This is a genomic window from Serratia sp. 25CWL12 (genome assembly GCF_055790885.1).
Map to the genome: position 1 here is coordinate 3,459,683 of NZ_CM147698.1, position 14,272 is coordinate 3,473,954.

Below are 14,272 nucleotides of genomic sequence, written 5' to 3' on the forward strand. Positions count from 1 at the left end.
TAGATCGCCACTCCTCTTCAAGTGGCAGAGATGAAAGCTGCAACTAGAATAAACGGGGGATACATTGCGATGAAGCAGCAAAATCATTCGGTTTGGCAGGTGACGTATGCGCTACCTTCCATTACCATAGCGCCCTTCTGAATTTTGTGCGCCTTGCAAGCGCCGATACCCCAATTCATTCATGTTGCTGCCAGACGGCAAATGGAGTGTAGCTTATAAATCAAGCGAGTCGCTCTGCAACTTGAAGCATGAAGGATATATACCCAAAATAATTCGAGTTGCCTGTAGGCAGCAAGTGATGGAATCCCCAGGAGCATAGCTGACTATGTGACTGGGGTGACAGAGCGCAGCTAACACCCAAGCAACTTGAAGTATGAAGGGTATAAGTCACTATTATCCGGTGACGGGACTAACTTAATAAAAATCGAGCCAACAAATTATGCCTTTTACACTTGGTCAGCGCTGGATCAGCGATACAGAAAGCGAATTGGGATTGGGTACCGTGGTAGCACTGGATACCCGTATGGTTACCCTATTGTTCCCTGCTATCGGTGAAAACCGCCTCTATGCCAGAAACCACTCTCCCATCACCCGTGTCATGTTTAATCCGGGGGATACCATCAGCAACCACGAAGGTTGGCAGTTGCAAGTGGAGGAAGTCAAAGAGGAGAACGGCCTGCTGACCTATATCGGCACACGTCTGGATACGCAGGAAAGCGGCGTCGCCATGCGTGAAGTGCTGCTGGACAGTAAATTGACCTTCAGCAAACCACAAGACCGCCTGTTTGCCGGGCAGATTGATCGTATGGATCGCTTTGCCCTGCGTTTCCGCGCCCGCAAATACCAAAGTGAACAATATCGCCTGTCGTTTGCCGGTTTGCGCGGCATGCGTACCAGCTTAATTCCGCACCAATTGCATATTGCCTATGAAGTCGGCCAACGCCACGCCCCGCGAGTGTTATTGGCAGATGAAGTGGGGTTGGGTAAAACCATTGAAGCCGGGATGATTATTCATCAGCAATTACTGGCTGGCCGCGCCGAACGCGTATTGATCGTAGTACCGGAAACCTTGCAGCATCAGTGGCTGGTGGAAATGATGCGCCGTTTCAATCTCTATTTCTCGCTGTTCGACGATAGCCGCTATAGCGAAGCCTTGCTGGATAGCAGCAATCCCTTCGAAACCGAGCAACTGGTCATCTGTTCGCTGGATTTTGTGCGCAGTAACCGCCAACGCCTTGCTCAGTTAGCTGATGCCCAATGGGATCTGCTGGTGGTGGATGAGGCTCATCATCTGGCCTGGAGTGAAGAAGCCCCCAGCCGCGAATACCAGGTTATTGAGCAACTGGCAGAGGAGATCCCTGGCGTACTGCTATTAACCGCCACCCCGGAACAACTGGGTCAGCAAAGTCACTTTGCCCGCCTGCGCCTGCTGGATCCCAACCGGTTTCATCACTATGCAGAATTTGTCGCTGAACAACAAAAATACCACCCGGTGGCGGATGCAGTCGCCCTGTTATTAAGCGGCGAACGGTTGACGGATGATCAACTCAACCTGCTGGGTGAACTGATCGACGAACAAGACATTGAGCCATTACTTAAAGCGGCCAACAGTAACAGCGATAATCGCCAGCAAGCACGGCAAGAGCTGGTCACCATGCTGATGGACCGCCACGGCACCAGCCGTATCCTGTTCCGTAATAGCCGCAATGGCGTGAAGGGGTTCCCTCACCGTCATCTGCACCAAATCAAGCTTCCGCTCCCCGCACAGTATCAAACCGCCATTAAAGTCTCTGGCATCATGAGCGCGAATAAAACCCTTGAAGCTCGCGCCCGTGACCTGCTCTACCCTGAACAAATTTATCAGGCGTTCGAAGGGGAAAACGCCACCTGGTGGAATTTTGACCCTCGGGTTGAATGGTTGTTGGATTATTTGGTGGCTAACCGCCATGAAAAAGTGCTGGTGATTTGTGCCAAAGCCGCCACAGCACTGCAACTGGAGCAAGTGTTACGTGAACGGGAAGCTATCCGCGCAGCGGTTTTCCATGAAGGGTTATCAATCATTGAGCGTGACCGCGCTGCGGCTTACTTCGCGTCACAAGAAGAAGGGGCACAAGTGTTACTGTGCTCTGAAATCGGTTCCGAAGGGCGTAACTTCCAGTTTGCCAGTCACTTGGTGATGTTTGATCTGCCCTTTAACCCAGACCTGCTGGAACAGCGTATTGGTCGTTTGGACCGCATCGGCCAGATGCATGATATTCAAATCATGGTGCCTTATCTGGAAAATACCGCCCAAGCGGTGTTGGGGCGCTGGTTCCATGAAGGGCTTGATGCTTTCGAACATACCTGCCCCACTGGCAGGCCGATTTATGACAGTTGCTACCAGCAGCTAATGGGTTACCTGGCGGCACCGCACGAGCAGGCTGACCTGGATGATTTTATTCATCGTTGTCGTCAGCAACACAACCAACTCAAAGCACAGTTAGAGCAAGGGCGTGATCGTCTGCTGGAAATGCACTCCAATGGTGGAGAGCAAGCCCAGGCACTGGCTAACACCATTGCGGAGCAGGATAATGACGTCAATCTGATAAATTTTGCGCTGAATCTGTTTGATATTGTCGGCATCAATCAAGAAGATCGCAGTGATAACCTGATTGTCCTAACCCCTTCCGACCATATGCTGGTGCCAGACTTCCCGGGCCTGCCGCAAGATGGCTGTACCGTCACCTTCGACCGGGAACAGGCGTTATCCCGTGAGGATGCCCAATTTATTACCTGGGAGCACCCCATTATTCGCAATGGTCTGGACCTAATCCTCTCCGGCGATATGGGCAGTACCGCAGTCTCCCTGTTAAAAAACAAGGCACTGCCAGTAGGAACACTGTTGGTGGAACTGGTTTATGTGGTTGAAGCACAAGCGCCGAAACAACTGCAACTGACCCGCTTTCTGCCGCCGACGCCAATCCGCCTGCTGATGGACCGCAAAGGTAATAACCTGGCAGCACAAGTGGAGTTTGAAAGCTTCAACCGCCAGTTAAATGCCGTTAACCGCAATACGTCCAGCAAGTTGGTCAATGCCGTGCAGCAGGAAGTGCATAGCATGATATTGCAGGCTGAAAACCTGTTGGAACAACAAGCTCGGGAGTTGATCGAACAAGCCAAACAGCAAGCTGATGATAATTTGAGTAGCGAACTGGCCCGTTTGGAAGCCCTGAAGGCGGTCAACCCCAATATCCGTGATGACGAAGTGGAAGCGCTGGAATTAAACCGTAAGCAAGTGCTGGCTAACCTGAACGAGGCCGGGTGGCGGCTGGATGCCATCCGCCTGGTGGTGGTGTCTCACCAGTAACCCTACTTATGGGGGGATTGATTCACGTTTAACGTGTACCGCAATCCCCCGCTATATACCCCAAATAATAGATATGAACGCTGCTGGCGCGCCTCATTAGGGCAAGGCTTAGAAAGAACCGGGTACCTGCGATAAAAAAGGACTTTTCACCCCCAGAACCTCACCACTATTTTCAGTGTTATATTTCGAATAAATTTTTTTTATAGAATATAAAACCCATTGGTGACGTTTTTTATACTAAATGCATCGTTAAATCATCAATAGAACACATTGCCATCACGGTTACCTCGCGAGGTCAGTCGCAGTATACTCCGCACTCTCCAAATTTATACCCAAGTTCATTTATATTGCTTACAGTGCCCTCGAGTGGCGTGAGACTCAGGGAGCAGGCGAAAGCAGCTACCAGCACCGGCGACTTGAAGAACAAGGAGTATATTTCCATCGGTGAATAGAATGACAACAGGGATATTAATCATGAAGATAAGATTGCCATTACTGCTATTGACATTACTTTTCCCATCGTTAACCAAAGCAGATTATGTCAGCGTTTTTTATACCGGTTGGGTCAACCCTGCTAATAATTTTAACGTTAGCATAACCAACGGTCACGTCCCTGTTTTTTTATATTCAAATATATTTATCTTACGGACGAATGCTAATGCCATGGCAGCAAAGTGCGATGTAGGCTCTGTTTCTACCCAGACTCTATATCGACGGTTTTGGCTGCTGATGCCCAATGAAACGGTTGTGCAAGGAATAACTTTTATCCGTAACTCCAACACGGGGCTGACGCAGATAACGAATGTTCCCATTCCGGCCGGCTATACTCTTTGGGCTTCAACGGAAGATCGGACGAACATGGCTGAGCCATACCCTAATATTGCTTGCCCCAGCCCAGGGAGCCAAGCTGACGTCAATTGGTCAAGAAACTTTCTAGGTGGGATTACATACAATGTAAAAAATCCCATCGGGGGAGCCTATAATATTCGCCTGCCAATCTATGCCGGCGTACAGTTTATTTATTCTTCAACCGCCAGCAGGCCCACTACCGCCGTTTTTGATAGAGAAGTGTCTAATTTACTGTTATCTGCTGGCCCTGAGTACATTAATATACGAGCCACTGTTCAAGCAGAATGTTCTTTGAGTAGTGGCGGTAGTGACATTAATATTAATCATGGACCCATTATGTTGCAGCAAGGTGTTACCGCTTACCCATCCAACGATTACACGTTAGGGTTAAATTGCACGTCACCGGCTTCGGCGAGTTTTTCCCTAAAGGGGACTAATCCCGTCAGTGGCAAGAGCGAAAATTATACACAATGCGGGCCAGGGGGGACTTGTCAGTTACTCTTTGATATACCCAGTGACAATATTTTTGACCAATATTCGGCCACCACAGCTCGTTCCTCAGGGAATAAAAATATTCTTATTCGCTCTATTTATCAACCCAATGCGGTACCTGTTGCGGGTGACTTTACGGGCTCTGCCGTATTGACGGTGTTGATCAATTAACGTTGATAGCCATCACCAATCAAGCTACAGCGCTGTTAGCTATATGACGAGGTCCATCCGTGGACCTCACCGCTTACCGGCTAACGTGAGGGAGTTCAAATCGGTCCTGACCGATTTTTCACTCAGTTGCCGCCTACAAGCAAATCAAATTATTTTGGATATAAAGCCTATTACCATTACTTTATTACTCGATTAACTTACTGTTACTTATTATTTATTTTGGCTCTCAGTAGGCAAGCGTTTTTGTGTTTCGATAAATATCGACTTTGCTTCAACGGCTATATCAGGGTAATTTGAGAAAAAGCCATCCATTCCCAATTCAAAGAAACCCAAGTATTCAGCAATAGACAGGGCATCTGCCCTTGATTTATTAAACGTCCAGCCGGTTACCGTCATACCAAGATCATGAGCATATGTATAAAGTCCAGGTGTATATAGAGGCCAACTTGAACTTGTTGTCAATGCTTTAGAGGTGGAGAGAGATACACCAATATTTGGCGCGTATTCTTTTATATCCGCCAGACGAATCACCTGTGGGGGATTGTCTTGTGTAAGGACGCAGTAATCTTGGCAATCCACGCCTAAATTGGCACTGTAATCAGTATCATTAAAGCCACTATCAACCGCATTACCCAGTTGTACCAGTGGTAATAAATACCCTCTATTTTGCATTTTATTTTTTAAGCTTTTTAATGTTTCCGCACTAAAAGATTGAATGAAAACTTTACTTTTTTCAGTGTAACCATATTTCTCCAATGACTCTAATATTTTATCCTCTTGGACTTCATCTTTCAGTTTAGCTTCTGGGTAGATACCAATCTCTTTTCCTGTCTCTTTTGACAGCCTTTGAGCCAACTCAATCACTTCATCAAAAGTAGGAACTTTAAAGGCATTATCGGATACTGGCGTAAAACCAGGATAAGTATTTTTAGCTGTACCGTTTAGCTTCATTTCAAGCTGTTTGATCTCCGCTAAGGTGTACTCCCCTACATTAGTAGAATCATTTCTAGCACCAAAGCGCTCTAAAACATCCGTTGTCCGCGCCAGGGTGTTATCATGAACAGCGACAAGCACCCCATCTTTTGTTAATTGGAGATCAGGCTCAATGTATTCAGCACCCATTTTAACTGCCAACTCATAAGCCCCTAATGTATGCTCAGGTAAATATCCGCTTGCCCCTCTGTGTGCAATGATTACCGGTGATTTAATGGGTTTTAGTTCTGGGTCGATATATTCCGTTTTTGTAACATACTCGGTATCACCTTTGATATATTCCGTTTTTGTCTCATACTTGGTATCACCATCGCAGCCAATTAATAACATCGCACTTAATGCCGCAGTGCTAAAATTAACTATTGTATTGCTCCTCATTACACTCTCCTTTGGTAAATTAGGATTAATAATAAATTTTAAACGTCATTTAAATCAAGGTTGCTTTATCCAAAAAACCAGACAAATACATTATCACAGGCTATACCCATTTCATGCCTATGCTAACCACCTTATATTACAGTCTTATGAAAGAAATAATTCACATCAGTTTAAAAATAATTTTTCTTTAAGAAAATCATCAGGATTAGCAATCCGAACCTTCTTTAGCGTATGACCCCTGCCCAAAAAGCTCATCGGATCTCGAAGAAATCATTGGCTACGTGCTGAGGTAATGGTGATTATTTCAGTCATGGCCTCACCAATTTCATCGTCACGCTGATGGTTTAGGCTTAGTGAATGGGCAAATGCTAACCTTCTCGTGCTTAAATGAAAGGCGATAAATTCAAAACAGCTTTCCTGCCTCAGCCAGCTTGGCCTGATAAATTTCGGCAAAACACTCCCGTAACCACTGGCTGGCTGGGTCATTGTTCAAACGGGTACTCCAAGCTAATACATGTGGCATATCCGGTATAGCAAATGGAACGGGCTTTACCTGTAATTCAAAACGCTCCATCGCATCGGCCAAAACAATCACAGGTAAGGTGGTGAGCATATTGGTTTGCGCCAATAAGGGGGCCACGGCACCAAACGTTGGTACCACAAGACCCGTTCTTCGCTGCAATTTGACTTTTTCTGCTGCAGATGTCACTGGATTATGTACCCGGTCACCGATGCCAACCACAATATGGGGCCAACCAGCCCATGCCTTTTTACCCCAGCGTTGCAGCGCAGGATGCCCCACTCGCATAAAACATGCCCACTGAAAATCCCCTACGCGTCTTGAAGCGACCCCCTCTGGCTTTGGGATCGCTTCTGGCAATAACGCCAAATCAACCAGCCCCTCAGCAACATCTACAGGCGTACTGAATTTTGGAATATCCCACTCAATCAGTATATTGGGCGCTTCTCGCTGAATACGTTGCATCAGGTGAGAAAATAAATTCATAGCCAAATCGGGAACAACCAGGCGAAAACGTCGAGTCGAGGTTGCTGCATCAAAAGCTTCACGCGGACTCAAGATACGCTCAATACTGCGTAAAAGGGGGCGAACCTCTTCTAACAACTCCAGTGCGTAGGGACTCGGTTGCATCCGCCCGCCCACTTTAACCAATAACGGATCACCCAATTGGTCCCGTAAACGTGCAAGCGCATGACTAATCGCAGACTGTGTACGCCCTAATTGTTCGGCCGTCTTGGAAACACTACCTTCGCGCATTAACGTCTCGAACAATAACAGCAGGTTCAGATCCACTTTTCTTAAATCAATTTTATTCATGAGGTGTTAATAATATTCATTATATTCATCTTATCTTATGCCATAAAATCGGTTTCGTATCTAAATTTTCATGGAGAGAATAATGACAAAATCTGCGTTTTACCTACGATTGGTCTGTGGAGCCACGTTACTGACCAGCACATTTGTGTCTCTGGGGCTTCAAGCGAAAAACCTTGCCCCAGCGGAGGCGCAAGCGATAGTCGCGCCATTTTACGATGCACTGAACGCCGCTTCCGGTAAAAATGCTGAAAAGCTTGTTTTACAGGCTACCGCGCCAGAATGGGTGTCTTGTAGTGGCAATGATGAGTGCAAACCACGTGAGAAAGTAGCGGTGGGCATCGCAGGCTTTGGCAAAGTGATCCCAAATTTGAAATGGGAAATCAAAGAACTGCTGGTCGACGGTAACCGTATTATTGTTCGTGGTGAAGCCTCTGGTACACCCGCTAATGAATTTATGGGAGTACCTTATGGCGGCAAAAGCTTCAAGATCATGTCTATCGATATCCACACTGTGAAAAATGGTAAAATCGAGCGTTCTTACCATGTGGAAGATTGGATGAGCGCGGTGCGCCAACTGTCCGCGAAATAATTCTATATCCAAGTTGATTCAAGTTGCCTGTAGGCTCCTGAGCTTATCGCCTACCGGCAACTTGAATTTATCTATTTCGACTGAGCCGCTAACCAATTAAAACCAACACTGTTTCGCTATACCACAGCGGGCGGGTTACACCTAAACCAGACAGTTAACCCCGTCCAAACACCAATCCATCAGCGAACCTGATTCTTCTGTTGCACAATATCGGCCATCACCGCCAGGGCAATCTCTGCCGGCGTTTTACTGCCGAGCGGTAAGCCGATAGGGGCATGGATACGCGCGAGTTCCTGGGGGCTAAATTCTGCAATCTGTTTGAGCCGTTGGCGGCGGCGATCGCTGTTTCGTTGAGAACCCATCGCACCAATATAAAACGCCGGGGTATGGATAGCCTCCATCAGCGTTAAATCATCCATGCGCGGATCGTGGGTCAGCGCCACGATCGCCGTATTGGCGTGGCAGCCCCCTTGTTCAATAAACTTTGCCGGAAACTGGCGTAGTAAAGTGATGGGGGGCTTGAGCTGGCTGGCGAAGTTCTCCAGCGCTTCTGGCCGGTTTTCGCACACCAGAACCTCGAAGCCTAATGCGCTGGCAAAATCGGCGCAAAACAGCGCGACGCTGGAAAGCCCGGCAATCAATAACCGTGGCGCTGCGGCAATATGTAATGTGATGGTTTGCTGATCCCGTACCACTTGGCTCGTGCTGACAAATTGGGTGGTTTCCAGACTGTTACAGGCATTAGGTAAGGTCAGGCGTTTGATCAAGGCATGGTGACCAGCCAACGCATCGGCAATGGTACGTATATAACGGATGCTGGCATCACCTGCGGGCAGGTGCTCGATCAAGACATCCAGAACGCCACCGCAAGGGAGAGCAAGGTTAGGGGCCAATCCGCCCGCGCCGTAACGGATCACTTGGCTGGCAGCTTGATATTCACCGGCGGCCAAACGGTGTAGAAAATCCTCTTCCACACAACCACCGGACAGCGAGCCACAATAGTGCCCATCGCGGGTGGTCACCATCAGCGCGCCAGGGGAACGGGGGGAGGATCCGTAAGTGTTCAGCACGGTACACAACCACACTGGCTGCTGTTCTAGCCAGTTTATCGCCTGGCTGACTACGCTGATATCAAGGTGTTGCATCAATGAATTTACTCGTTCGCTGCCAGCGGTGATGGCAGAAGGTTATGTTCAAATACGGTGGGCTTGAATTTATCAGCCTGGATAACGTGATCATGATGTCCGGTAACGATCATCACAATATCTGTTGCCATCTTATCTAACCGCTATTGCGCAAGTCATGCTACCTGCAAAGAATTCACGTGTTTTTATATGTGATTTTTTTGAAAGCAGAATGTTAATTCTTACATAATTTCTTTTATAAGCATATGATTATAGCGTCTCCAGCAAGATTCCATGCAGTTGCGCAACGAACCTGCTGAAAAAAAACGAATTAGCCCTTACCTCCCCAGTCTCGGTGTTATTAGTTGCAGGGGGATATAGTGGATATATAAAGATATCAAGGACACTTTATGAGCAATTTCGACCTGTCACGACGCCGTTTCATCAAAGGTAGCGTGATTGCAGGGATATCTGTTTACCTCGCTCCCCTCTACAGCCGTGCCTATGCTGCACTATTTGAACAGAGGATCCTGCAATCACCCAATTGGGATGCCCATGCCAGACGCATCCGCTATCGCATTGATGGCCGCTCCAAAGTGATGGGGCAGAAAGTGTTTGCCCGTGACATCCGTGCGGTCGATATGCCGCACTGGCCGCAAAAGCAGGCGCATGCTTTTATTCTCAGGGTGACGAAAGCCGATCGCTTGTTTACCGGTATCGATCTCTCCCTGCTCGGTGACGACCTGCGGCCGGATCGCTTGGTGACGGCAGAAGATCTGGCCCGTGATGGCCTGGCCTTCCCGGAATTCTACGGCGACGACATGCTACTGCCGACGGGGAAAACCCCAGCCTACCTTGGCCAAGCGGTGGCGATCCTGATCTATCATGATTTTGCCCGTTTCCGCTTTGCCAAAGACAAGCTGAAATTCCGCGATGAAGTGATCCAATATGGCAGTGAAACCGGTCCGTTAGAGCGCGACCCTTGGGGTAGCTTCCGCTTTGTGCGCGTTGGTGGCGCTCAATCTTCTGATGACGATCGCTTCTCCAGTCTCAAGGACAGCCCAATCTTCCCGCTGGCAATGAGAAGGCACTTGCCGGTATGGCCGGAAGGGCGCGAGGGCGGCAAACTGGATCAGGAGGGGATGTATTACGCCGGTATGATTGACCAGCAACTGCAATCCCCACCTACTGACTGGCTGGTGATGGCACGACGCTATACCACACAATCCGCTGATACTTCGGCGTTAGAACCGGATAACGCCAATGGTTGGTTTGATCCTGCAACCCAAACGCTGCATTTGGTGATCCCGACTCAGTCTCCGCAAGAGGTGGCTGAACAAATGCCGCACATGTTGGCTAAACGCCTTCAGCCGGTAAAACAGTTGATCCTACACCCTTGCTATACCGTCGGATACGGTTCAAAAGACCATTATAACTTCCCGTATTACGGTGCTGTTGCCGCGCTTTATGGTGATGGGCTACCGGTGCGGCTGGCCAATGACCGCTTTGAACAGTTCCAGACATCCATCAAACGTCACGCTTTCGATATGAACTACCGTATCGCGGTTGATAAGCAAACGGGGGTGTTGCAAGCGTTCCAAGGTTCGATGACGGCAGACGGTGGTGGGCGCTGCAACTTTACGCCTTCGGTGGTGATGGTGGCGGCCACTGCGGCACAGTCGATTTACTATTTCCCGAAAAGTGACCTTTCGGCGGTGGGGTTGGCGTCTCGCGCCATTGATGCTGGTTCTGCCCGTGGTTACGGCACCCTGCAAAGCATGGCCGCCACCGAAATGATGATCGATGAGTTGGCAGAGGAGCTGAAACTCGATCCGATCGAGTTCCGCTTGCGCAACGTTCTGAAATCCGGCATGAAAAATACCCAAGGGGCGATCCCGGCGGGTGCGATTCGCGCCGACGAAGTGTTAGAGAAGGCCGCACAGCATGAAATGTGGCTTAAACGTGCCGAACGTAAAGTGGCGTTTGAACGCCAGAACCCAGGTAAACGCTATGGCGTAGGCTTCGGTTGTGTACAAAAAGACTTTGGCACGGGGGCCGAAACCTCCTTTGCCCGGGTGGAATTGAGTGACGATGGGCGCATTACGCTTTACCACAGCGGGGCTGAAATGGGCACAGGCATGTCCACCTCGCAGTCCGTGCTGTGCGCGCAATGGCTGGGTAAACCGGCCGATGTGGCTAATTTCTCGGTGACCGATTGGTCATTATTACCGATGGTGACCAGTGGCGACCCTTACCTGATGTCGCAGGAAGAGCAGGACAAGCTGCAAACCAACCCCAATTGGACACCCAGTTATTGCTCACCTTCCAGCGCCAGTAACTCCGCTTACTATTTCTCGCACAGCACGCGTGAAGCGGCACGGTTGGTGTTCGAACAAGGGATATGGCCAGCCGCGTTGGCGATCTGGCAGTCCGGCATTGGTGGTGGCCAGGCGGCTCCGCTGGTGGTACGCAAAGAAGAGGCTCGCTGGGTTGAAGGGGGCTTGACGGCAGCAGGGATGCAGATCTTGCCACTGGAGCTATTAGCAAAGAAAGCCCACCAGATGGGGTTTCTTACTGGTGCAGTGGTGCATGTATTCAATCGCTGGCAGTGGGCTGAAGCAGAATTCATGCTGAATAACCAACGTGAGCGCTTACCCATCGACGGGCTGGCGGTGCGCCTGGGTGGCGGTGAGTTCAAGACCATGGCGCGTGAACAGGCCTTTTATCCGCCGACCCAGCGTAACAACGCCGCAGTGACCTACTACAGTGCCGCAGGCACGTTGGCCGAAGTTGCGGTGGATATCGCTACCGGCAAGGTTGAACTGTTGAACCATCACTCGATTATGGAGTGCGGCAATCTGATTGTGCCTGAACTGGTTTCCGGTCAGTTGCAGGGCGGGTTGGCGATGGGGATTGGCCATGCGTTGCATGAATATCAACCATTATACGAAGACGGGCCGGGTAACGGCACCTGGAACTTTAACCGTTACCATTTACCGCGCGCCAGTGACGTGGCGGTCTGGAAGCAGACCGGTGACATCCTGCCTGCGTTGTCGGAAACCGATCCGCCGAAAGGGATGGCGGAAGTGGTGATGATCCCAGTGGTTGCCGCACTGGTTAACGCCATCGCCCATGCTACTGGGCACCGTTTCCGTGATTTGCCTGTCCGTGCCGAGAATATTCTTGAGGTATTACCATGAGCATTAAAACCCACCCTATTACGCTTACCGTTAACAGTAAACAGGTCGGTCCCATCGAAGTGCCAGAAGGTTTGATGATGATCGATTTTCTTCATGAATACCTCGATCTCACCGGTTCGCGTCTCGGTTGTGGCCAAGGGATTTGCCATGCTTGTGTCGCGATCCTCGATCATCCTAGCGGTACCAGCGAAGAGATTCGTACCTGCATTACCGGCGCTCACTTCTTCAATGGCAAGCAAATACGCACCATTGAGGGGCATGCGGCAGTGGATAGCAAAGGGGAAACCGTTGAACTCTCGCCGATCCAGCAGTCGTTCCTTGAGCATTACAGCTTCCAGTGCGGTTATTGCACCCCGGGGTTTGTTAACGCGGCGACCATTTTTGTTGAGCAACTCAAACGTGAACCGATCCCGCGCGAACAGTTAGAAGAGGCGATTGCTCAGGCTTTGGAAAATCATATTTGTCGCTGTACTGGCTATGTGCGTTATTACCAAGCGGTGCGTGACGTGGTGTTGAAAACGCCAGGTTTGCTTAAGGAGACGGCGTGATGAAAAAACGTTTGGCACTGTGGATCCTGTTAATTGTGGCTATCGTGATCGCCGTACTGTGGTGGCGGGAAAATCGCCGCTATGACGGTCCGGTCCAGCAGGTTACCGCCAGTAGCGAGCAGATTGCCCGTGGGCGTTACCTAACGCAGGCTGCCGACTGTGCGGCTTGCCATACCGCTACCGGTGGCGCACCGCTGGCGGGTGGCTATCCCATGGAGACACCGTTCGGCACGATTTACGGCAGTAACCTGACGCCTTCTGCAGACCACGGTATTGGCCGCTGGACCAAAGATGATTTCTTCCTGGCACTGACCCAAGGGATTGCGCCAGGGGGGCGCCATTTGTACCCGGCGATGCCTTACACGTCCTACAAAGGGATGTCGCGTGAAGATGCTGATGCCATTTATGCCTATCTGATGTCACGCCCTGCGGTAGATGTCGCCACGCCGAAAAACGATATGCCATTCCCGTTCAACCAGCGTATGGCGATGATCGGCTGGAATTTGCTGTTCCGTAGCAGCGATCCGTTGCCAGCAAGTTCACAGGGCGCTTCTGCCGAATGGTTGCGCGGTCGCTATCTTGCTGATGTGCTCGGCCACTGTGGCGAATGCCATACGCCACGAGGCATGTTTGGGCAGATGGAATTGAGCAAGCCAATGCAGGGTGGCGATCTGGGGCGCTTTACCGCGCCTGATCTAACCCCGCAAGGGCTGGCACAGCGCGGCTGGACGCTAGAGGATATGACCCGTTTCCTGAGTACCGGCATAGCGCCCCAGGGCTCCGCTTTCAGCGAAATGCATACCGTGGTGGCACTCAGTACCCGTCATTTAACGCCGGAAGATCATCGGGCATTAGCGACTTATCTGCTGGGCGACAAACCACCCCAGGCGGTGGCTGTGAAAATCGGCCAGGGCAATGAAGCCGGGCGTATCACGTATCTTGACCAATGTTCGGGTTGCCATGAGCGCGATGGTGCAGGCAAACCCCATGTCGCCGTGGCGATGCGCGATAATTCAACTTTACGCCAGCCAGACGGTAAGAATCTGATCGTCTCCGTGTTGGATGGCCTGCCTGCGCAACAGTTCCCTGGCAACGAAAGTATGCAAAGTATGCCGGGTTTTGCCGATCGGCTGAATGATGCGCAAATTGCAGAGTTGGTCAATTATCTGCGTGTAACCTGGGGAGGCTTACCGGGGGATATCACTGCAGAACAGGTGAAGGCACTGCGTAAAGCGCATTAATGATG

10 protein-coding genes are annotated in these 14,272 nt (G+C 50.1%); 6 read left to right on the forward strand and 4 right to left on the reverse strand.

The window, feature by feature from the left end; genetic code table 11:
- Positions 1 to 439 precede the first annotated feature (439 nt).
- Positions 440 to 3,346, forward strand: a complete 2,907-nt coding sequence (gene rapA, locus ACX9GV_RS14930) for an RNA polymerase-associated protein RapA (RefSeq protein WP_023490583.1) — start codon at positions 440 to 442, stop codon at positions 3,344 to 3,346.
- A 453-nt stretch (positions 3,347 to 3,799) separates the two neighbouring features.
- Entirely contained in the window at positions 3,800 to 4,858 is a 1,059-nt protein-coding gene (locus tag ACX9GV_RS14935) for a hypothetical protein (RefSeq protein ID WP_473196041.1), read from the forward strand.
- Between the two features lie 210 nt (positions 4,859 to 5,068).
- Here ACX9GV_RS14935 and ACX9GV_RS14940 read toward each other — a convergent pair whose 3' ends face one another.
- Positions 5,069 to 6,229, reverse strand: coding sequence for a glycerophosphodiester phosphodiesterase family protein (locus ACX9GV_RS14940; protein ID WP_473196042.1), 1,161 nt, complete (start codon positions 6,227 to 6,229; stop codon positions 5,069 to 5,071).
- 403 nt (positions 6,230 to 6,632) lie between these two features.
- Positions 6,633 to 7,565: a LysR family transcriptional regulator gene (locus tag ACX9GV_RS14945; protein WP_473196043.1), complete on the reverse strand. Its 933-nt coding sequence runs from the start codon at positions 7,563 to 7,565 to the stop codon at positions 6,633 to 6,635.
- Between the two features lie 82 nt (positions 7,566 to 7,647).
- Here ACX9GV_RS14945 and ACX9GV_RS14950 point away from each other — a divergent pair, with 82 nt between their 5' ends.
- A complete protein-coding gene (locus tag ACX9GV_RS14950; protein ID WP_473196044.1) occupies positions 7,648 to 8,154 on the forward strand; it encodes an ester cyclase in 507 nt (168 codons plus the stop codon).
- 179 nt (positions 8,155 to 8,333) lie between these two features.
- Here the strand turns inward: ACX9GV_RS14950 and ACX9GV_RS14955 are convergent, their stop codons facing one another.
- Complete coding sequence (locus tag ACX9GV_RS14955; protein ID WP_473196045.1) at positions 8,334 to 9,299, reverse strand: XdhC family protein; 966 nt, start codon at positions 9,297 to 9,299, stop codon at positions 8,334 to 8,336.
- A gap of 8 nt (positions 9,300 to 9,307) precedes the next feature.
- Entirely contained in the window at positions 9,308 to 9,430 is a 123-nt protein-coding gene (locus tag ACX9GV_RS14960) for a hypothetical protein (RefSeq protein WP_473196046.1), read from the reverse strand.
- A gap of 258 nt (positions 9,431 to 9,688) precedes the next feature.
- On the opposite strand from ACX9GV_RS14960, the gene ACX9GV_RS14965 reads away from it, so the two are divergent.
- Genes ACX9GV_RS14965 through ACX9GV_RS14975 form a run of 3 tightly spaced genes read left to right on the forward strand, consistent with a single transcriptional unit; the run spans position 9,689 to position 14,267 of the window.
- Positions 9,689 to 12,478 (forward strand): xanthine dehydrogenase family protein molybdopterin-binding subunit, encoded by a 2,790-nt coding sequence (locus ACX9GV_RS14965; RefSeq protein ID WP_473196047.1) that lies wholly within the window; start codon positions 9,689 to 9,691, stop codon positions 12,476 to 12,478.
- Positions 12,475 to 13,026 (forward strand): (2Fe-2S)-binding protein, encoded by a 552-nt coding sequence (locus ACX9GV_RS14970; protein ID WP_473196048.1) that lies wholly within the window; start codon positions 12,475 to 12,477, stop codon positions 13,024 to 13,026. Before ACX9GV_RS14965 ends, ACX9GV_RS14970 begins: the two co-directional genes overlap by 4 nt.
- Complete coding sequence (locus tag ACX9GV_RS14975; protein WP_473196049.1) at positions 13,026 to 14,267, forward strand: c-type cytochrome; 1,242 nt, start codon at positions 13,026 to 13,028, stop codon at positions 14,265 to 14,267. Before ACX9GV_RS14970 ends, ACX9GV_RS14975 begins: the two co-directional genes overlap by 1 nt.
- Positions 14,268 to 14,272 lie beyond the last annotated feature (5 nt).